General features: G+C 47.9%; 14 protein-coding genes and 1 tRNA gene. 2 read left to right on the plus strand and 13 right to left on the minus strand.

Annotated elements, in window-relative coordinates; translation table 11 throughout:
* Positions 1-83: 83 nt before the first annotated feature.
* The 9 genes from AM231_RS16365 to AM231_RS16405 form a co-directional block, all read right to left on the minus strand.
* A complete protein-coding gene (locus AM231_RS16365; protein WP_054403459.1) occupies positions 84-1604 on the minus strand; it encodes an extracellular solute-binding protein in 1521 nt (506 codons plus the stop codon).
* Between the two features lie 59 nt (positions 1605-1663).
* Positions 1664-2545 (minus strand): carbohydrate ABC transporter permease, encoded by an 882-nt coding sequence (locus AM231_RS16370; RefSeq protein WP_053492031.1) that lies wholly within the window; start codon positions 2543-2545, stop codon positions 1664-1666.
* On the minus strand, positions 2546-3553 hold the full coding sequence (locus tag AM231_RS16375) for an ABC transporter permease (RefSeq protein WP_054403460.1): 1008 nt from the start codon (positions 3551-3553) through the stop codon (positions 2546-2548).
* Positions 3554-3825: 272 nt separating this feature from the next.
* On the minus strand, positions 3826-6147 hold the full coding sequence (locus AM231_RS16380; RefSeq protein ID WP_054403461.1) for a helix-turn-helix domain-containing protein: 2322 nt from the start codon (positions 6145-6147) through the stop codon (positions 3826-3828).
* Positions 6148-8043: 1896 nt separating this feature from the next.
* Positions 8044-9510 carry an ABC transporter substrate-binding protein gene (locus AM231_RS16385; protein WP_054403462.1) on the minus strand — a complete coding sequence of 489 codons (1467 nt, stop codon included), beginning with the start codon at positions 9508-9510 and terminating at the stop codon, positions 8044-8046.
* A 67-nt stretch (positions 9511-9577) separates the two neighbouring features.
* Positions 9578-10474: a carbohydrate ABC transporter permease gene (locus tag AM231_RS16390; RefSeq protein ID WP_054403463.1), complete on the minus strand. Its 897-nt coding sequence runs from the start codon at positions 10472-10474 to the stop codon at positions 9578-9580.
* Positions 10474-11400, minus strand: coding sequence for an ABC transporter permease (locus AM231_RS16395; protein ID WP_054403464.1), 927 nt, complete (start codon positions 11398-11400; stop codon positions 10474-10476). The genes AM231_RS16390 and AM231_RS16395 overlap by 1 nt, the downstream gene beginning before the upstream one ends.
* A gap of 25 nt (positions 11401-11425) precedes the next feature.
* Positions 11426-12685: a Gfo/Idh/MocA family protein gene (locus tag AM231_RS16400; protein WP_054403465.1), complete on the minus strand. Its 1260-nt coding sequence runs from the start codon at positions 12683-12685 to the stop codon at positions 11426-11428.
* 66 nt (positions 12686-12751) lie between these two features.
* Complete coding sequence (locus AM231_RS16405; protein ID WP_054403466.1) at positions 12752-14077, minus strand: acyltransferase domain-containing protein; 1326 nt, start codon at positions 14075-14077, stop codon at positions 12752-12754.
* 372 nt (positions 14078-14449) lie between these two features.
* On the opposite strand from AM231_RS16405, the gene AM231_RS16410 reads away from it, so the two are divergent.
* Positions 14450-15472: a LacI family DNA-binding transcriptional regulator gene (locus tag AM231_RS16410; RefSeq protein ID WP_054403467.1), complete on the plus strand. Its 1023-nt coding sequence runs from the start codon at positions 14450-14452 to the stop codon at positions 15470-15472.
* Between the two features lie 256 nt (positions 15473-15728).
* On the plus strand, positions 15729-17699 hold the full coding sequence (locus AM231_RS16415) for a DUF4832 domain-containing protein (RefSeq protein ID WP_054403468.1): 1971 nt from the start codon (positions 15729-15731) through the stop codon (positions 17697-17699).
* 216 nt (positions 17700-17915) lie between these two features.
* On the opposite strand, the gene AM231_RS29115 is transcribed toward AM231_RS16415, so the two are convergent.
* The 4 genes from AM231_RS29115 to AM231_RS16430 all read right to left on the minus strand — a co-directional run bounded on the left by AM231_RS29115 (position 17916) and on the right by AM231_RS16430 (position 21133).
* Positions 17916-17980, minus strand: a tRNA-Ala gene (locus AM231_RS29115).
* 48 nt (positions 17981-18028) lie between these two features.
* Entirely contained in the window at positions 18029-18976 is a 948-nt protein-coding gene (locus AM231_RS16420) for an alpha/beta hydrolase (RefSeq protein WP_054403469.1), read from the minus strand.
* 130 nt (positions 18977-19106) lie between these two features.
* Positions 19107-20462 carry a sensor histidine kinase gene (locus AM231_RS16425; RefSeq protein WP_054403470.1) on the minus strand — a complete coding sequence of 452 codons (1356 nt, stop codon included), beginning with the start codon at positions 20460-20462 and terminating at the stop codon, positions 19107-19109.
* The gene (locus AM231_RS16430) at positions 20459-21133 is read right to left on the minus strand and encodes a response regulator transcription factor (RefSeq protein ID WP_054403471.1); all 675 of its coding nucleotides are present in this window, start codon (positions 21131-21133) and stop codon (positions 20459-20461) included. Before AM231_RS16430 ends, AM231_RS16425 begins: the two co-directional genes overlap by 4 nt.
* Positions 21134-21272 lie beyond the last annotated feature (139 nt).

Here is a 21272-nt window from a genome sequence, read left to right on the forward strand (position 1 = left end):
CCTCCTTGAGCGGTATAATAAAAACCCGGCAAACTCGAGTGTGCTATTCGAATTTACCGGGGTGCTTCCAGATCATTATTTCATTACTTGGCTTTGTAGCTGTTTGTTGTATCTTTCAAATGCTGCTGAAAGCTCGAATCTGCTTTCAAACCGTTAATGAAGTTATCCCAATCCGCCATGCTGGACTTGCCGATCAGCACGTTCGTGAACATATCCACGAATTTCTTCTGCCAGTCGGCGCCCTTTTCCATCCAAGCCTGAGTCACAGGCAAGCCTGCAGCAGGGTTAGCCACGGAGGAATTGGCGATGGCATCGATCAGCTTGTAGTTGTAATCCTTCACGTCGGCCGGCATATCCGGTGCTTCCGCACGCTGATACTTGTTGAAATAGCCGGAGATCCATTGTGCAGTCGTAGCCGTTCCATATGCCTTGTTCTTGCCTTCTTCAGTCTGTACGATGGAGCCGTCCTCGGAAATCGTGTAGTGCACGTCCTTGACGCCGTAAGTAACCAGATTGTAACCCTCAACAGAAGCGGTTTTGTCGTAAACCTCAAGAATTTTCTTCAGCTTCGCTTCGTCAACCGTTAATTTATTGATCAGGAATACGCCATAGGAGCCGTACGCCTGATCATGATATTTGTTGCCGTCCGGAGCGCTAGGAATTTCGTATGCTTTCAGCTCGGCATTCGCGTTGACCTTTTTCAATTCCTGGCCAAACATAAAGGCTTCGTTGACGTTGGCAATCGCCATGCCCGCTTTACCCTGGATCAACATTTCTTTGACCTGGCTGGACTTCATGACCGGCAGGTCCGGCGTGATCAAGCCGTCTACATAGGCTTTGTTCCAAAACTCAAGCGCCGTTTTGGCTTCCTCTGTTATCCAGTATGGAAGAAGCGAGCCGTCAGCCTGCTCTTTCCAGTTCGTTCCCGCACCGAACATCGACATCAGGTAAGAGCTTACACTTGCTTGTGCAAGACCATAAGTGTCGTTCTTTCCGTTCTGATCCGGATCATTTTTTGTAAAGGCTTCCAATACTTTATAAAGCTCATCCATCGTTGTTGGAGCTTCCATGCCAACCTGCTTCAGCCAATCCTCGCGGATGATGAGGGATTCATGGCCGTCCAATGGGCGGACACGCGGAATGCCGTAGGTTTTGCCCTGAAACTTCGTATTTTCATACGTATTTTCCGGGTAAGCGGACAGGTTCGGATAGTCCTTGATATATGGTGTCAGATCCCAGAACGCTCCCTGCTCGGTTGCGGTGGAGAATACTGGATCGTTAATGTCTTCAATCAAGATAACATCCGGCAGGCTCTTGGAGGCCAGTAATGCGTTTACCTTCTCCTTGTAGCTATTAATCGGATAGAAATCAATGTCGAGCTTGACGTTCAGCTCTTCGTTCAACTGCTTGATGCTGTCCAGATCATTGCTTGGCGATTCACCGTAGGTCATGGTGCCGATGGTGATCTCCGTAGGCTTGTCGCCTCCTGCTGCTCCCGTATCAGCAGTGTTTGTCGTCTCTCCCCCTTTGGAGCAACCTACCAGGGTTAGTGTTAGTGTAAGCGTTATTGCGAATAACCTGGTGACCCAGCTTCGTTTTTTCATTCGTAAAGACCCTCCCTTTATAATTTATGAAGCTATAGTAAGGGGGATCCCGGAAGGTTTTAACCCTTCACGGAACCCACCAGCATACCCTTGACAAAGTACTTCTGCAAGAATGGATAGACCATGATGATCGGCAGTGATGCCACTACAACGGCTGCCATCTTGATCGTCTCCGGCGGAAGAATCTGCTCGCTCTGCAGCATGGCGGCAACAGACGGATCAGCCACGTTGGTGGATGCGGAGATGAGCATCATCTGGAGCACGACCTGCATCGGACGCAGCTCCTCGGAATTAATGTACAGAACCCCGTTAAAGTACGTATTCCAGAAGCCGACGGCGAAGAACAGGCCAAAGGCAGCGATGGCCGGCAGCGAGATCGGAAGCATAATTCTTAAGAACACCCCGATATCGTTCGAGCCGTCGATTTTTGCCGCTTCCTCCAGCTCGTCCGGCAGCTCTTGATAAAAGTTCTTCATCAGGAATACATACCAGGCACTGGTGATGGCTGGCAGAATGAGCGACCAGATTGTATCAATCAGCCCAAGGCTCTCCACCAGCAAGAAGTTCGGAATCATGCCGGGGTTGAAGAGCATCGTCATCAGAATGGCCAGCAGGAAAAATTTCTTCCCGAAAAACCGTTTGCGTGACAGTGCATATGAAAGCGCACTCGTAACGATGATGCTGATGGCCGAGCCCACAATAGCCAGAAAGGCGCTGACTCCTAGGGAGCGCAAGAACATTTCCGTCGACAAAATGTACTTGTAGGAGCTGATGCTCCATTTTTCCGGAATAATGATCAGTGATTTGCTTAAATATTCCGTCGGATCGGTGAACGATACAATAACGACATACAGGAATGGCAGCAGGGTAACTAATCCCACAATCGCCAGTACGGTATAAATGATCGCGTTAGTAAATTTATATCCAAAGGTTTTCTGCATTTAGTAAAGACCCTCCTCGCCGATTTTCTTAGCCAGGCGATTGGCCATCACAACAAGCAGGAGACCGACAATCGATTTAAATATACCTGCTACTGTTGCATAACTGAACCGGCCGTTCTGAATTCCTGTCCGGTACACATACGTATCAAATACATCCGCTACGTGCGACACGGGAGAGCTCATCATCAGGTACACTTGCTCGAACCCGACTTCCATGACCTGGCCGAGTCTCAGGATCAGCAGAACGATGATTGTGCTTTTGATCCCCGGCAGCGTAACGTTAATCATCTGCTTCCATCGGTTGGCCCCATCAATCTGGGCCGCTTCATACAGGTCCTGGTTGATCCCTGCGAGCGCTGCCAGAAAAATGATGGTACCCCAGCCGGCTTCCTTCCAGATGCTTTGCCCTGTGAGCAAGCCCCAGAAATAATTCGGCTCCGTCAGAATTCCAATCGGCTGACCGCCGAAAGCCACGATAATCTCATTGATAATACCGTCGTGGCCCAGGATTATAAAACAAATCCCAGCGATGATAACCCATGACAAGAAATGGGGCAAATAAATAATGGTCTGAACCGTCTTCTTAAACTTCATGCTCCGCACTTCATTGATGAGCAATGACAGCACAATCGGAATAGGGAAGAAGAAGAAAATGTTCATCAGGCTGATCGCCATCGTGTTTCGGAATAGAAGCAAAAAGTCCGGATTGGTAAAGAAATCAATGAAATGTTTAAAACCGACCCACTCACTGTCCCAGAACCCCAAATATGGAGAATAGTTTTGGAAGGCGAGCGCCAGTCCCCATATCGGAAAATACTTGAATATAAGGAAAAAGAGCAACCCCGGCAGTGCAAGCAAATACAAATATTTCTCCCGGGCGAACACGACTTTAAATCGTTCCAGTTTTGATGCCTTTTTTCCTTTTTGTTCCCTCTCACTACCAGATGCCAAAATCGATTGTTGGATATTGGATTGCGACAAGGTAACCACCACCTCCTGCATGTTCATGAAGCTTCACTTGCCTAATCGTTTCATGTCTGCATCTTAGCAAGCCGGCGATTTCCCCGACAATGACCAATTCTTTTGAAGGTTCCCCTCCCTTAAGCAATTATTGTGAATCCCTTGATACAGCAGTCTTTTCCGCATGCGGCACCTCAATTTTTAACTGTCGTGAGGAGATGTTAATTAAAAAAAGAACCCTGCGTTTTTGCACAAAAAAACTTGCAAAATCGGGGAGGTGCAGTGTTCCCCTCTTTTGCAAGTCTATTGCGGCATGAGCGTTATTGGCATGAGCGTTGTTTTGTGTTCACATCCCGATATTGGCCCGGAGGCAGCCCGGTCTGTTTTTTGAACACCCGAATGAAATTTTTAGGATTATAGCCGACCTGCTCGGCTATTTCATTCACCAGCAGGTCCGTCGTCACCAGCAGCTCCATTGCTTTGCCAACCCGAACCTGCGTCAAATATTCAATGAAGGAAATACCCATCACTCGTTTGAACAGCTTGCTGAGATATGGGGGGCTTAAATTGCAAATCTGCGCGCACTGGTCCAGGGAAATGTCCAGATGGTAATGCTCGGCAATGTATTGGGTTACCTTTTGAATGAGATGCTCATACTCCTGATTCTTTTTATTGCTCAGCGACATAATGATCGGCTCTACAATTTCATGCTTGAACCAGTCGTCCAGCTCCTGGATCGTCGAGCACCTTCTCATCTCGCTGTACAGGTCCACTACCGGCCGGCCAACCACAAGCTCGGAATCGATCTCCATCAGATAAGCGGTCCGAAGTGTCGTTGACAGCAGCTGGTCATAGGACATCAATATCAGTTCGGGATTATGAACAGCCGACCTCACTTTATCAGAGAACGCCTGCAGCATGCGCTCGGCCTCGTCAAAATTGCCAACCTGAAGCGAATCGGTGAAATGGGCCTCCAGCTCGCTCGGATACCGGTAGTTCATAGAGTTCGTCAGGCCTTTGCTCTCGATAATCTGGTTGCCGCCATGAATTATACGCGAATGAATAGCGAGATGAGCCTCGCGGTACAAATCCGGCAGCTCTTCCACCTGATCGGCCTTTCTGCTGAGGCCAATCGTCACGGGGGAGCGCAGGTAATGAGCGATCTGCTGACGCACTTCTTCCACAGCAGACCGCAGATTGTGCTCCCATGCCTCCGTTTCTGCTTCCTCGGTCCAGAGCCAGACAACCACCTCATCGTTCAACGCATTGATTACAATCCCCTGAATTTTCCGCTGCTCCAGTATCTCGGACGTAATATTTTTCATAATAAACAGAATCAGATCCTTATCGGACTCCTGGAATTTGGCTTCTTCCGCAAACTGGTCGCAGGCAATGATAAATACAACCGCCGATTGCAGCTCAGGGATGCTGTATCTGCGCAGCAGCGCAACCAGCTGCTCGTGACGGTCATGGGTAAACTGACCTTCCATCAGCCGCAGGGCAAAAATTTCCCGGATAATGGGCAGCTGCTCATTCAGCTGTCCTTCCAGCTCCAGCGCCTTGCTGTTAATCTCGGTCCAACGCTTGTTCACATAGCTGATCTCATCCATGCCCATATCGTCCGCATGGCTGCCGCTGACCTGATACACCAGTTTTTTGATCGGCCGGTAGGCTCTCTTCGCTCCGAGCCATGCAAGGACAGTCCCTGCAACAATAACGGCCACGACCAGAACCAGCGTCATGCCGGCAATCCAGCGCGAGCTGCTATACAATTCATCGGTTGGGATCATGTTGATGTACAGCAGATTGTACACGGGGGAAAGTTTCGTTGTGACGAGGTATTCCTTCCCTTCCAAAGGGTACATAAATTTTTGATGCTCTGTATTTGTAACCGTTATCATTTTGTACAGTTCTTGTGGTACCGAAGCGTCGCTCATTTGGAAGACCAGCTCACCCTTATCGTTCAGCACGTACATCCGCTCATTGGCATATTTGACAAATGGCTTGGCCAAAGACTCGAACATCCGGTTATCCATCGTAATTTGGATAAAGCCGATCGGATCATTGGTATGCAGCGGGACCGCACTGACAATCGTTATGCCGTTGGCGTCTGTCCCATTAATTGAATATCCCGCCTTCCAATACAATTGCTGCTTGTTGCTCAGCATCTGGTGGGCTACCTTCTTTTCTTCCTCTGCCACCACCTTGTGACCGCCATATGTAGCAGATATAAAATAGTTCTCGTCCAGCGTGTACAGAGAAATATCCTTGATCTGGGGATTCCCGTTTTTAAACGCCGCCAGATTTTGATATACATTCGCATAGAAGCCCGCGTAGTTGCTATGCTTCTGCTCCTTAAAATCAGAGGTGAAGAAGCTTCCCATCTGCATCTGAATCAAATTATCCTGGATACGGTCGAGTCCCGAATCGATCGTCTGTGAAGTATAGCTCAAAATTTGCGATACATCCTGACTGGCGTCACGCTCCACCATCCTCATTGTCATGATATAGCTGGATATTCCCAAAATCATAACCGGAATAATCGATGACAGTAAAGCAATCCATATCATTTTCCGGTAAAAGGACGGCTTGCTCATAAACCATCGACTCCGGGCTATCCAATGATCATCTTTTGTTCTCATGTTAAAGGCTCCTCGCAATATAAGCTATCAATGGAAATATCATTTCTATGATTTCATACATGATGATGCCTTCGATTATCAGCCTGACATTCATAAGGTTAGTCCGATTACACGACAGTCATAGAGAAGGCGCTTCCAAACGGACACTCGCTTAAAAAACACTTGTATGCATCGCATTGCAAAGAGCTTATAAAAGCAGCTTGCCAGCATATTTCTCTGCCTGTCCCGCATCGGTTGGTGTCCATCCCCCGCCCGGTACTACATCGTTTGTTCCATATAAGACTATTATAGCAACGAGTCACCATAATTCGACAGTTTTTTTCATTAAATCGATATTTTAACGCAGTTGGTCCTGATACAATCGCCAGTCCTCGTATCAAAACACATTCGACCATACTTGTTTAATCATCCGCCGTAATGGTGAACCCTATAATACAAAGCGGTTTAGAACCGTAAACGTGGTTATTCCCCCCTGGTTCGGAAGGAGAGCCACGGCCTCTATAGAGAGCGTTTCACGCTTTTAAGCGCAATGTGTGTGGCATCGATATAGACACAAACATAACGCCTCTTCAGGCTCCCAGTATCTCCCGGATAAATGGTTATCCGACTAAGGTACTGCCTCTGCGGGCCGTACAAAACAAGCGTTCGGTATGTGACGCCGAATGTAACAAGGGGCGTCGTTACCATCGTTAGTACTGCGGTACGTCCTGCTACAACACTAAGTTTATTGGACGTATCATTCCTCTTGAGTACTCAGTTTCATCCGGTAAATAAACCACATAATCGATCCGGTCACTGGACTTGCCGTCACTTTCCAGCGTATCCATCTCGTGCTCACATTCGTAAGTTGATAGCTTTATCCTTGATTTATTATGATCCTCGTATAAACCGCTTCCGCATTGTACTCACCGTTAAACATATCATATGGAAACCCTTCGGTAACCGTGTTGATCGTTAGCCCCGGTAATAATGTTCATTCCCATGGCCTACCGCCGACTTTGAGAAACAGTTAAAGTCCGAGCTGTAAAAGCATGCCATCAGGGGCATATTCAGCAAAATCGTATTCTGCCATCTGCATTAAAGGTTACATAGTCAAACACAATCACTGGAATGCCTTTTCAATCTCATTTCTTTGGCTTTCTTCTTTACACTGACTCTTGTTGCCAATGTAAAAACACCTCAAGGTTTTCTCCATATCTTACGACATGATTGCATTATCTTGAAGGTGTTTTAATTTGTCTCACACTATGGCGTCATTTCCAGGTACATTCTGCCCGGTCAATGTTTCCGATACTTTAGACCTTAAGAACCTGGCTTTTCGCCTATACCGAGGAATTCTTATGACCTAAAATGATTACTCATCTCCATAATGCTCAATTTTCGTCTCCAATGACGTTTTCGAACAATACTTATGAGTTATTAGAAAAAGCAAAAACCCTTGATGATATAGCATCAAGGGTTTTCATGTATGGAGCCTAGGGGGATCGAACCCCTGACCTCATCGCTGCCAGCGATGGAAACGTATTACGGCACAATAAGTTCGTTTGTTAAGAAGCCTGATTCTATAAGGTTTTACTAAGGTACATATACTATCGTGATAGCTCTTTAAAGGTAATGCGCTTTTTATACGCTGTCTACTTAAAGGGGATAATATCAGTTACGGAGGCTATTTATATATCGCTCATGCTGGGTCTTGGAGATTCTCACGGTAAAGCAGCCATTCAATGGGCTATTGAAAATTTGCGTTTTCGGAACGTCGTCTGGCCACACAAAGTGAACTCTTTCGCATCACTCAATCCGGCGTTTGTTCGATTTTTCGCACATAAAGCCCTCCCCCTACAAACAGGAAAAAGCCCTTAATATACAAGGACTTTTTCCTGTTTCCATAATGTATCTTTATTGACCAGCCAAGAACTCGTCCAGCTGCTTCTGCACCTCAGCAACATAATCATCAATGCCTGCCGCCTTTAGCTTCTGGACGGCCTTCGGATATTCTGTTTCGAAATCCACGAAACCGGAACGGATCGCGGCCATATCCTTACCTGCCACTTCCTTCAAGGCTGTCTCGATGAGCTTCACATTCTCGTTATTGAAGCGGAATCCTAATGAGTTGGATCTAACCGCATTGGTATCCCAGCTTTTATACTGATCGATAGACTCTTGGGCCACTTCCGGACCGAACAATTGGTAATTTTGATTCCGGAACATCCACTCATAGAAAAATTCGCTGGAAGACAGCTTTTTGATTCTTCCGTCCACGATCTCGTAATCCTTGCCTTCAACGCCATACAGGGCGAATAGGTAATTTTCCTGCGACTTGTATATCCAGTTGATAAACTTCATGGCGCCTTCCGGATTTGGTGCATTTACCGGAATGCCCAGAACCTCACCACCTGCCGCTGTAATATAACGAGGCTTATCCTCGGCCAACAGATACGTTTTAATTTCGGCATCCGGGGCATTCGCTTTGACGGCATCGATAATTTCCATTTCTTTACCCAAGGATCCTTCCACCCATAGGTATAACCCTGTCTGCATGCGAGAGTCTCTTTCGTTATATTTAATCGTCAGATCCTCCGTATATAATCCCCCATCATACATGCTGCGGTTAAACTTGGCGACCTCCTGAAAAGCCCCGGTTTCATAATAGCTGTATGCTTTTTTGCTGTCTTCTCCGAATACGACCAGGTCTTCAACGGCGATCCAGTTATATTGCTCATCGGCAAAATATCGTGTCAATGGCTTAAATATAATATCGGCTGGCCCTTTCATTTCAGGAAACTTCTCTTTTGCCCTCGTTGCGAACTCTTTCAAATCGTCCGTAGTCTTTACTTCCGTCATTCCGACGGCCTCCAGGATATCCTGACGAACAGCGACTAACTGAAACATCGCAGAGGATGGCGCATACGCCGATGGAATGCCGTAAATCTTCCCATCAATCGTTGCCCCTTGAAGCTGCTCCATCGGCAGCACTTTCAGCATATCCTGACCGTGCTGCTGAATCAAATCATCCAGCGGCATCGCTTGCTTCTTGTTCACGATCGTTGAAAGGTCCGGAAGCCCGTCCCAATAGAGATCGATCGACTCATTCGCGGCCAGCATGATGTCTTTCTGCTCCCAATACTGGGCCCACGGCACGAATACGACCTCCACCTTCAACCCAAGATCGGTTGCCATCTTCTCTGCGAATTCGTTTTTGAGAAATTCGTTCATACGATCGCTTCGATCTCCAGGGTACAAAATCTTCACGGTTTCAAGCTTAGCCTCTTCTTTCCCCTCTTCGCTTCCGCCACACCCTGCCAAAACCGACAGCGAAGTGAGCAGTAGAACCAAACTGATCAGCATCATTTTCCTTGCCTTCATATAAGACCCTCCCCTAATAAAATGGTTCATCTATATAAAGCCTGATTCGGCAGTAACCATGCACAGCCTATTCCTTGACTGCACCGGCCATAATCCCGTGAACAAAGTATTTTTGCACAAAGGGGTAGAGGAATATGATCGGTCCGATCGTTATGACCGTGACGGCCATCTTCACGGTCTCCGCAGGCAGAGTAATGCTGCCCGCTGCTCCGGATGGAATGCGTCCAGAGCTGATTGCATTGACGTTGGACAAAATATTGTATAGGTAATATTGCAGCGGAAATAAATCCTGCTCCTGAATGAAGATCAGTGCATGCCACCAATCATTCCAATATTGAAGCGCATACATTAATCCGACCGTAAGGAGTGCGGTCTTGCTTAATGGAAGAGCGACTCTCCAATAGATCGTAAAATAATTGGCGCCATCCATCTCGGCAGCTTCATACAGCGCGGTCGAGATGTTGGAAAAGTACGTGCGCATGAGAAACATATTCCATACGCTGAAGATGGACGGCAGGATCAGGGCCAGAATGCTGTCCTTCAAGCCGTAGAAATTAACGCTTACCATGTACCATGGGATCAACCCGGCCGAGAAAATAATCGTAAAATTACTGATAAAGGCCAGCACGTTACGGTATTTCAGCTTTTTGATTGATAATGAAAACGCTATCAAACTAGTGATAAGCAAGGCGCCCGTCGTACCTACAACCGTAATGAAGATCGTCACGCCGTAAGATTTTAATATTTTCATACCGCTATTAACGAAGATGTATTTATACGTATCCCAAGTGGGGCTCAAGGGGAGGATCGAATAGCCGCTTCTTGCGACGGCCTGCTCTGATGAAAAGGATACGCTTAAGGTTAAAACAAGAGGATATAGACAAATGAGAGCGAATAAGCCGACGAAACCGTAAGCAAAGGCGATAACCAGCTTGTCGCTGAGCAATCGATTCTTTCCCAACATTAAAACAGACCCTCCCCATCATTTATTTTCTTGGCCGATTTGTTGGCAACCGTGATCAGGATCAATCCCATCAAGGACTGGAACAGTCCGATGGCCGTCGAGTATGAGAAGCCCAGCGTCCGCATCGACTGGTATACATATGTATCGATGACTGTTACCTCATCAGCCAGAACCGGGTTGTTGCCGACAATGCCGTAAATCATACCGAAGTCACCATAGAAGATTCTTCCCACGCTCAGCAGGGTCAAAACGATGATTGTCGGTTTCAACATAGGCACGGTAAGATAAAAAACACGCTGCAATTTGCTGGCTCCATCGACTTTAGCCGCTTCGTACAAGCTTCCGTCGAAATTGGACATCGCCGCCAAATAGATTATGGAATTGTACCCGCTCCATTTCCACACGCTCGATAGGATGATGATCCACTTCCAATACTTCGGCTCCGAGTACCATCTGATCGGATCGGCTCCAAAGAACTCCAGGATGTTATTGGCAACACCCACATCCGTGGAAAAGATGCCGTACAGAATCGCCCCGACGACGACCCAAGACAGAAAGTATGGAAAGAACATCATGCTTTGGGCGATTTTTTTGTAAGTTTTATGCCGGATTTCATGAAGCAGGACAGCAATGCTGACCGGGACGACGACCCCTAAGATGAGACCGAAGAAGTTGATGTACAGCGTGTTGTATATTACCTTCCACCCCATGCTGTTTGCCGAGAAGAAATATTTGAAATTGTCCAGCCCCACGAACTTGCTGCCGAAGATTCCATCCACCACATTGAAATCGGTAAATGCCATCCATACTCCCGCAAAAGGGATGTACGCGAACATGATTAGCACGATCAGTGCAGGCACGCACATGAGATACAGAATTCGGTTTTTCTTGATTTCATGGAGAAACCCCTTAACGACGGAGCTCATACCCTCACCACCTTTATACAATCGATTAGGCTGTAATGCTCTGCTGCAGCTTCGCTTTAAGCTCATCGAGATCGATCACGGTACCGGTCATTCTTGCCTCTTCTGCTGCGTAGGCCATGATGTGGCTCTCGACCGACATCTCAATTGAGGATCTGCTGCTGAAGTCGGGGGTCTTCAAATTCGCCAAAAAGTCGATCATCAGCCCCGTATCGCCGCCGTTATGCCCACCATCCATCGCAGCCGGCCGAATGACGGTGTGCTGCTGGGATTCGGCCATATTGGAGTTAAATCGAGTGACTTCAATGACATTCAAAGTATCATCGCCTCGAATTTCTCCATGCTCGCACATGATTTTGATGGTTCGGTACATTTTATTGGTAAATCCACTTAAGTTAAACGTAGCCGTCACCCCGTTCTTGAACTCGATCAAGGTTACCTGATGATCACACACATCGTTGTCCACCCGATACACGCATCGTCCGTAAGGACTCGTTTCGAGCTCCTTCAGCAATCCTTCTTCTGTTTGATCTGCAGACACGGCCGCAGCTGGCCATTGCCCTCTTATAGGCAAGTAGGCTTTTCTTGCATCAAACCGGCAATCTGGAGCGACCTTGCAGTCCAAGCATCGTTCGGCGCTGCCGGCCGGCGCATTCTCCTCTTTGAAATATGCGAGGCCGCCGTAGGAAGAGATTCGCTTGGCGCCGCTGTCCACCAACCAAGATAAAATATCCATGTCATGACAGGACTTCTGCATGATGATCGGACTGGCAAGATCACTTCTCCGCCAATTGCCCCTGACAAAGGAATGGGCCATATGGAAATTGCCAATATTCTCGTTATGCTGAATCGTGACGACCTTTCCGAGCTCCCCGCTATCGATGATCTTCTTCATCTCCGTAAAAAAATTCGTGTATCTCAGGACATGGCAAACAATCACTTTACGGCCTTTTTCATCGGCTTTTTCCTGGATTCTCATACATTCTTCGGGACTTGGAGAGATCGGCTTTTCGAGCAAAATATCATAGCCAAGCTCAAGTGCTGCCATCGTCTGCTCATAATGATCCCGATCCATGGAAGAGATGATGATGGCATCGCAAATGTTCCCTAAACGATAAAATTCATCAACTGATGCAAATTGTCGATCAGGCGGAATCCGGAACTCGTCTGCTGCCGCCTTTCTTCTCTCATCATCTGGCTCGACCACCGCGAAGATTTCATCACTTTGATGAGCCTGCCTCGCATAGATCATGCCTCGTTGTCCTGCTCCAATTAATGCTAGTTTCAAATCAATAACCTCCAGCGACTCGTATTTTGTCAAAAATTCAATATCTGCAATCGCGCCTGCCTCATCTTATCTATCCTGCTGCGCTCTACCGGACAGGTTGGATAAGTGACTGTCTACGGTTCGGAGGAATTGCTCCTTATCCGCGTCGGTTATGTAAGGCATGTTGCCGATCTGTGGGACATCTTCCCTCAGCACCACCATGCTTAACGTATTAAACCGCGCGCCCGTACGCATATATTCAGCCGCCGCCCGTTGCAGCGAAGTTGTCAGTTCGCCGGGGCTGCCCACGGGATCGGCCTTCCAATCGCCAAAGACTTCATAACGCAGCATGCCATCCCCATCCAATGTCGGATAGTTGTAAAACTGTTGTTGAACACGGACAATGTTGCTTTTCTCGTTGTCCAAGATGAGTGATAGCCTTGTATCGTAAAGCCAACTCGAGCTCCAGAAACCTTTGATCGATAACTCCGGAAAATATCGGTCGTAAAATTCAAGCGCCATCATCATTGAATTCTTCACCCGCTCCGGTGTATATCCGGCACCGGATGGAATATGAAGAGCCAGAAGTGTATCCCCTGGTTCAAGCACCCGCTCCCATTCGTTCTTGAAGATCGGCGTCGTTTCTCTTTCGACGAAGCCCATCGGATTGATCCGGTTGGCAATGATGAAGGTATCGTTCTCATCCCATTCGGAAGTGAAGCTTCCTTGTAGGTCAAGCACATCGTTAATCCCATTGCGCTGCCCATCGCTGCGAAACTCTTCCCCAGCATGCCGGAGGGCGGCTACCTCTCTTGTGTTCATCTGGCGGAACATGGTGAACGGATCTCCGAACTGGTAAGGGATGAAATAAAACCGGTCCAATAGAAAGATGGAGCAGGTATAAAAATTCATCACCCATGGAAAATCATGAACCTTGGGATCTCCATGGAGCGCCAATTTTTCCAATTGAAGTTTTAGCGGCTGATGGGGGATCTGCTCATAGTACGCTTTGGGCACGTTACGCCGCTCAAGCTTGTTCATGGAAGGAACAACACAGGCAAGCAGCAGCAGAAAGGAATAGAGATCTCCGTACTGTTTCATGCACCCTGGCGTCATGTTCGAATACGGCGTCTCGTCGCAGCGATCGCGCACGGAGCAAAGGTCTTCCACCAAAAATTTGGTGAAGTGAAACAACACATCATCCTGTTCGATCTCCTCAATGCCGGCGACAAGTCGCTGCTGGAGACTCTCTGGAACTTGATAGGACTCGAAGAGCTCCGAAAGGAATGCTCGCGGGATGAGCTGGGAATTGTTATCCGGCGTATACCGGTTGAACTTTGCTTCCAGACCTTCAGGCAGGTAATCGAAGTTGCAGATTGCAATACACTCTTTAAAATTCATCAGGCTCGCCATTTCGCGCTATACCCCCATTTGACTAGTAGAAAACAACTAAATTGTTACATTGTTTGTTACGTAAATTTTACGCAACACTTTATTCGTGTTTAGTGACTTCATGTTATATCATTCTGCCTTAATCTTGCAATAACAATTTTGAAATTTTTATAAACTTCATCTACATAAACGTTGATTCATATATGTATATATTGAATTCACCATAATAATCATGTAAACTGTAAGAACATCAGCGAACAACGTAACAAATTACGTAACGATTCATATTAATGTACGAATCATTGTTTGCGATTTAACGTTTCTAATTAATCCTAAAATTGATAATCAATTTGCAATTTAAAAGCATTTTTACAAAGGAGAATGTGTCTATCCATGAGTACGATTCGGGATGTTGCGAAGCTAGCAAACGTATCTACTGCCACGGTGTCCAGAGTTTTGAATAATGATACAAAATATAAAATTACGGAAGAAACTAAAGAACGGGTATGGCAAGCTGTTACACAGCTCAACTATAAAATCAGTTCCAGCCCCAAGCGAAATTTAACAGCCAAGGATCAAGTCGATAACAAGTCGCAAATCAAAATCGGATGCGTCTTAAGCGTAACGAGAGACAAGTACAACGATCCGTACTTCATGTCGATCTTATCCGGCGTAGAAGAGAGGCTCCTCAGTGCAGGGTATAACATCGCATTTATTCGGACTGGCATTGAGCTGGATGACCGCAAAATTCTGTTCAATACGTTCAGCGAGCCGATTACCGGCCTGATCCTGATGGAGTCCTTGAACAGCGAAACCTACGAGTATATTCGCAAGCAGGTCCCTTACATCGTGGGGATTGATACGGAGCGCGGAGATATCGATAACGTGGGTTATGATCATTACAATGTGGCTTCGATGGCGGTGAACCATCTCATTGAGAAAGGCCATACCCATATTGGATATATCGGGGGAAGCGGATATACGGGAAACTTGAAAGACAGCCGTCGCTACCGAGGGTATTACGCCAGCATGCATGCCGCAGGATTGACGGTAAATCCCGATTGGGTAATCGATTGCTTATGGGATGAGGCTGTCTGCATCGAACAAATCAACCGTTTATGCCAAACTGGCAACTATCCGACCGCCTTCTTCGCCGGAAGTGATCTAATGGCAATGGCCGCCCTTAACGGGCTCTACAACAACGGCATCTCCGTTCCGAATCAAGTGGCTGTTATCGGCTTGTCCAACATTGAGGTATCCAAATATTCCAATCCTCCTCTGTCGACAATCGAAGTGCCGACCAAGGAAATCGGCATGGTTGCCGTGGACAACTTGATCGACCGCATCAACGGGAACCAGCTGCTACCGAAGAAAGTCATACTGCCTACCCACTTGATCGTGCGCAGCTCGACTTAAAGCATATGTTTGAAGTCAACCTTGAGGTCGACGGCCATATTCATGCATACCGTGGAGCATGCATTTTTCGCACAGGGTCAAATGTGTACGTAAGCTATTGATCTGTAAAGGAAAGGAGCACCTGATAAGGTGATTTATTTTTTCTAACGATCGATATGAAAGGAGGTGAGCGCTTCCAAATCATCGCGATACCCAGGTTAACCGATTATGGACCTGGAGTTTTACGCTAACCCATATTTCTAGGAGGAGATTTGACATGAGAACACGGGGTAATCCAATGAAAATGATTGTTTTAATGATGATGGCCATTCTTCTTACATTATCCCCCTTACCCGCTTTTACTCCGACTGCAGAAGCGGCCTCGATTGTTATCGACGGCAAAACAAGCGACTGGGAGGGGATTCCGGCTCTATCCACGAATTCCGGAACAGCCAAAACCCTTAAGGCTGCCCACGACGACCGGAATCTGTATCTCCTTGTGGAAGGCTCCGGCCTGAGTACGGCCATGGGCAGTCTCTGGTTAAATACGGATGACAGCGCTTCCACCGGATATCAAGCCTATGGCTGGAAGGAGACAGGGATTGAGTGGCTTCTTGAAAATAATTCCCTGTACCGCTATGGGGGCAACGGAAGCACCTGGAGCTGGAATTTGTCTTCAACTCTTCCTTCTACCCAATTCGCACGCACCTCATCCGTTATTGAAGTTGCACTTCCGCTCTCGGAGCTTGGACTCTCTGCAGGCAGCAGCGTAAGCATCGGATATATAGACAACAACTCGGACACCAATCGCCTGCCTGCGCAAAACCAGACGCTTCCTGTCTATACTCTAAGCGAAAGGAATCCCGGAGAAACTATGATCGAATTCTATCCAACCGAGCTGGATCATCCGCTCAACAACCCGTTTAAGGGCTGGGCTCCTTCTGCGAAATCAACCAGCTATCCTCAGGACCACCGTCTCGTGTATGTCGGCGTCACATGGAGAGAACTGGAACCTACGAAGGGCAAGTATGATTTCAGCGCAATTGAAGCTTCCAATCATTTCGAGCAATGGCGGAGCAGCGGAGTCAAAGTCGTTCTGCGTTTTATTATGGACAGTCCTTCCGGCGTACCTCACCGGGATATTCCGGACTGGCTGTACAATGACATGGTCAGTCTGGGGCAATCGCCGGGAAAGGCCTATAATGATGAAACCGGAGGCATGGGCGCCGGCAACAATATGGGCTTCTCTCCAAATTATAGCTCCGAATATCTGATCGCCCGGCACAAGCTTGCAATCGATGCGATTGCGAAGCATTACGACACCCCTGACAGCCCGATCGCTTTTGTACAAATCGGTTCTCTCGGCCATTGGGCGGAATTTCACACTTGGCCTTACATAGGACCCAAAGGGGAAAGCAACTATACTGGTGCGTTTCCACCGAACGCTATTTCTAACCAGTACATTCAGCATTATATCGATGCATTTGCCAATCAAGAAGATCATACGCAGCTAATGATCCGGCGGAGCGTGGAGCTAGCCAAGAACAATAACAAAGGTCTCATTATGGGCATGTACAACGACGTATTCGGGGACAAGCCGAGCTTTGATTCCGAATGGGGATGGTACACGGGGACGCAGAACGGTTACTGGGACGATATTAGCCAGAAGCAGCCGGGCCATCCGAACTTCTGGGACATCCGCGTGTCAGGCGGGGAATTCTATGGCGGCGACTATGGCATGAAATCCGCACTGACGACAGGCAGCGGCTTTAACGAGACGATGCGGCAAACCGAGCTCAGCAAGCCAAGCTGGCTTGGCCCGAATGCCCCGGCTTCCTTGGCGGTAGGTAATCCGCTGCAAAGCAATATGGATCAGCTCAAGAAACGAATGGGCTATCATTTTGTCGTGAGCAAGGCGACCGTGGAGAACGGAAGCACATTAGACGTTTCCGTCCATGTGGAAAATAAAGGGGTTCAGCACTTCCCGTTCAACTGGCCTGTTGAAATCCAACTCCGCAGCGGCGGAAACATCGTGGCGCGTCAAGAGACGTCCGCCGACTTAAGAACGTGGAGAACCGGCCTGCACACGGCCGCGTCCTCTCTCTCCACATCCACGCTGCCAAACGGTACCTATGATCTGGCCATCGCAATCTTGGATCCAGCCACGAACCGCCCAGCGGTTGATTTTGCGAATACGGACCGACTGTCCGATGGAGCGTATAAGCTTGGCACATGGACTAAGCAATAAACTGTGGAAGTGCGGGATTATTGCTGTGTCGGCAGGATGATGCAACGGCTACAGAATGATGTAACGCCTCTTCCACTGCGGTCAACAGAACTTATTGACAATTTTATTCACAGCACAGTAATCCCCCCTTGTGACCACGGATCAATCAACAGATTTATTTCAATATGCAAAAAACCCGACAAACACTATTGTGTTTGCCGGGTTTTCTTTCATGTATGGAGCCTAGGGGGATCGACCCCCTGACCTCATCGCTGCCAGCGATGCGCTCTCCCACTATTGCTGGTTTCACTACCAAAAACTGTTCTATCAATGCAGATTTCAAATCTAAGCTATAATGATGCTTCCTTCATGTCCTCCATGAACTGTCTGAAGTTCTCCACAATTTCCTTGGATTTCGTATGATGTACATAATGGCTTGTATCGAAGACTACCATTTTGCCATTCTCTACACTAGCCGCTTGCTCTTCATGAAGCGGAACCCATTCCTCTGAGAGATTATCGCTTCCGACAAGAAGCAGCAGAGGAAGATCAACCGGGAACTTCATATGCTTGCCCTCTTTAAAGTTCGAGGAGATATGCTCCATCTCATTCAAGATGGACGGGTTGAACATATTTTTGAGCTGGATCAAATTCAGTTGTTTCCTGGTCTCTTCATCATAAGGCAAGCCTTCATAAGGATCTGGACTAAATTTCAACATCAATCTGGCAAAGCCTGAGTTCTTGAGCAGCTTATATTGGCCGATCGGGAAATCGACATCCATGCCGCCCTGGGTTGGAACACTGGTATCGATTCCGATAAACGCAGTCACTTCATCCCTGTACTTGCTTACATAATCAACCCCATATAGACCTGTAATCGAGTGTCCCATCAGGATATAGCGGTCAATGTTAAGGTTTTGTAGCGCCGCATGAATTTCTTGAACGATATTGCCGGTCGTGCGGTCCTTATCGGTCAAGTCGCTTAATCCATATCCGAATGGCTCTATGGCTACCACTTTGTAATAAGGCGACAGCTCATCTATGAGCGGCTTGAAGTCCAGAACAGGCGACGCTGTTCCATAACCCGGCAGAAGCACGACTGTCTCTTCGCCTTCCCCTTGAATGAGCACATTCATATTCTTGCCGTCGACGGGAACAAGCTGTCCATATGCCTCGATCTTCTTCTGATCCGTCTTGTTGCTGACCACATTCACGATATATACGATCGCGATAAAAGTTACAATCAATATTAAAACTACTGCTAAAGTTTTGAGCAGAATCCTCAGCCACTTGTTCATCTTACCTACACCTTTCCTCTCAGATCATTCAGCTGCCTTTGCGAGCCGTATAGAAAGCTTAACTGATGAAGATGTACAGACGATGACATGAATGTGAACTGAATATGAACAGCCTCGTTAATCTTGCGAACTACTCCAGCGATGACGCAAGCGGTAAGGTGACGATAAAAGCAGCGCCTCTTCCAAGCTCGCTCTCGACACGGATATGTCCCTGATGCAGCGATACGATCTGCTTCGCGATGGCGAGCCCCATGCCACTGCCGTCATACTTGCGGCTATGGGAACGGTCGGCTTTGAAGAACCGCTCGAATATACGTTTCTGATCCTCCCCAGAGATGCCAATACCGGCGTCGGCTATGCGTACGGTTACGGTTTTGGTGTCTTGCTTCATACTGACTTGAATGGTGCCGCCCTCTTCCGAAAACTTAATGCTGTTGCCTATAATGTTGGTCCATACCTGGTTAAGCTGGTCGTGATCTGCCGTGACGGGTATAGGCTTCAGGTTCATGTCAAAGCTAATGCTGCTTGCTGACCATTGCGGCTGAATCGCTACAATGACCCGCCTGATCTGCTCATCAAGCCTAAGCTCAGTTACCCGCAGCTGCTGAGTGCTGGATTCCAGCAAGCTTAGCTTGAGCAGACTGTCGCTCATCTTGGACATGCGCTTCGCTTCGGAGATGATAATATCAATGTAGCGATTTCGCTCGCTCTCAGGGATGCCTGCTTGCTTGAGCGCTATGGCATAACCGGATATCGAGGTGAGGGGTGACTGTACCTCATGCGATACATTCGATACGAACTCCTTGCGCATCTGCTCCAGCTGCTTCAGGTCGCGCATCATCTCCTCGAAGCTGCGGGCGAGCGTGCCCAGCTCCCCCTTTTGCTTAATGTTCAGTTTAACGTTGAAGTCTCCCGCCGCGATGCGCTTGGTTGCTTCTGTCAGCTTCTTGATTGGCCTAACCAGAAATACGGCAGCGATCAGAATGAGCAAGCTTCCGGTTATTAAGGAGTTGGTCAAAAACCTCACCAACAGTGAGACGGAAGAAGCGGCAAGCGGCTCTACAAACATAGCTTTCGTTCCTTCCTCTGTGTGAAGAGGCATCCCCATCAGAACAGGCACAATTCCCTGTGAGCTGATCTGAAGCACTTCTCCAGCCAGCACTCGACTGATTTGCTCCGGTGTTACTTCGGATACGCTCTGACCATTCAGCTCTCCGAATGACTGAATCTGCCCGCCTTGGTCGTACATGCGAATATAGTAGGAATGGAGCTGCTTCATTCCGCGGACATACGCTTCCGCCTCCGCAAGCGGCAAAGCATCATAGATCCGTGAGACGTCTTCGCCGAAGTGGAATACGTTGAGCATCAGATTATCGTTCAGCTTCTCCTTGTACAGCCACGATGTGGTAAAGGTGGCAATGATCGTCCCTCCGATAACAGACACCAGAAAGGTCAATACGACACGGGTGTATAAGGAGCTGATCATGGAGATACCTCAAGCCGGTAACCGAGACCCCGCACGGTATCGATCCGAAAATCAGACGTTTCCGCGAACCGTTCGCGCAGCCGCTTAATATGGACATCGACCGTCCGTTCATCGCCAGCGTAATCCATCCCCCAAATCTGATCGATCAGCTGCTCGCGCGTATAGATTTGTCCAGGCTTGCCCGCCAGCTTGTACAATAATTCAAATTCCTTGAGCGGGAGCGCCAGCGATTCTGACCCCCTCGTCACCTTATAAGTCTGCCGGTCCAGTAGAACGCTGCCGATCTGGATGGTCTGCGTCGTGCTGACTCCGTAACGCTTTAGCAGCGCCCTCACGCGGACGGTCAGCTCCAGCGGATCGAATGGTTTCGTCAAATAATCATCCGTACCCAGCTGAAACCCTTTCACCTTCTCCCATGTTTCTCCTCTTGCCGTCAGCATTAGCAACGGGAGGTCAGGATTAGCTTTTCGAAGCTCCCTGCACAGCTCCCAGCCGTCCATAAGCGGCATCATAATATCAAGCACGACAAGATCGACTCTAGTCGAGTTATATACTGCCATCGCTTCCCTGCCGTCTGCGGCTTCTAAGGTATCGAATCCGTCATTGCGCAAAAACAAGCAGACGAGTTCGCGAATGTTCACATCATCATCAGCAACTAATATCGTAGGCATCCATCCGTTCCCTCTTTTCCCTCGCTATACTTGGTAACCAGTATACTATAAAGCATTTGCTGTGCATAAAGGTGGAGCGCTGTAGAACTTTTGGATGAATGCGAAAAAACAAACGGCAGCCTATGCAAGGACCCTTGCA

The sequence above is a fragment of the Paenibacillus solani genome (assembly GCF_001277345.1).
Classification (GTDB): domain Bacteria; phylum Bacillota; class Bacilli; order Paenibacillales; family Paenibacillaceae; genus Paenibacillus_AQ; species Paenibacillus_AQ solani.

Bases quoted from the DNA above. Each gene is read 5' to 3' on its own strand.
- AM231_RS16365 (WP_054403459.1), bottom strand. From the start codon at position 1,604: ATGAAAAAACGAAGCTGGGTCACCAGGTTATTCGCAATAACGCTTACA.
- AM231_RS16370 (WP_053492031.1), bottom strand. From the start codon at position 2,545: ATGCAGAAAACCTTTGGATATAAATTTACTAACGCGATCATTTATACC.
- AM231_RS16375 (WP_054403460.1), bottom strand. From the start codon at position 3,553: ATGAACATGCAGGAGGTGGTGGTTACCTTGTCGCAATCCAATATCCAA.
- AM231_RS16380 (WP_054403461.1), bottom strand. From the start codon at position 6,147: ATGAGAACAAAAGATGATCATTGGATAGCCCGGAGTCGATGGTTTATG.
- AM231_RS16385 (WP_054403462.1), bottom strand. From the start codon at position 9,510: ATGAAGGCAAGGAAAATGATGCTGATCAGTTTGGTTCTACTGCTCACT.
- AM231_RS16390 (WP_054403463.1), bottom strand. From the start codon at position 10,474: ATGTTGGGAAAGAATCGATTGCTCAGCGACAAGCTGGTTATCGCCTTT.
- AM231_RS16395 (WP_054403464.1), bottom strand. From the start codon at position 11,400: ATGAGCTCCGTCGTTAAGGGGTTTCTCCATGAAATCAAGAAAAACCGA.
- AM231_RS16405 (WP_054403466.1), bottom strand. From the start codon at position 14,077: ATGGCGAGCCTGATGAATTTTAAAGAGTGTATTGCAATCTGCAACTTC.
- AM231_RS16410 (WP_054403467.1), top strand. From the start codon at position 14,450: ATGAGTACGATTCGGGATGTTGCGAAGCTAGCAAACGTATCTACTGCC.
- AM231_RS16415 (WP_054403468.1), top strand. From the start codon at position 15,729: ATGAGAACACGGGGTAATCCAATGAAAATGATTGTTTTAATGATGATG.
- AM231_RS16420 (WP_054403469.1), bottom strand. From the start codon at position 18,976: ATGAACAAGTGGCTGAGGATTCTGCTCAAAACTTTAGCAGTAGTTTTA.
- AM231_RS16425 (WP_054403470.1), bottom strand. From the start codon at position 20,462: ATGATCAGCTCCTTATACACCCGTGTCGTATTGACCTTTCTGGTGTCT.
- AM231_RS16430 (WP_054403471.1), bottom strand. From the start codon at position 21,133: ATGCCTACGATATTAGTTGCTGATGATGATGTGAACATTCGCGAACTC.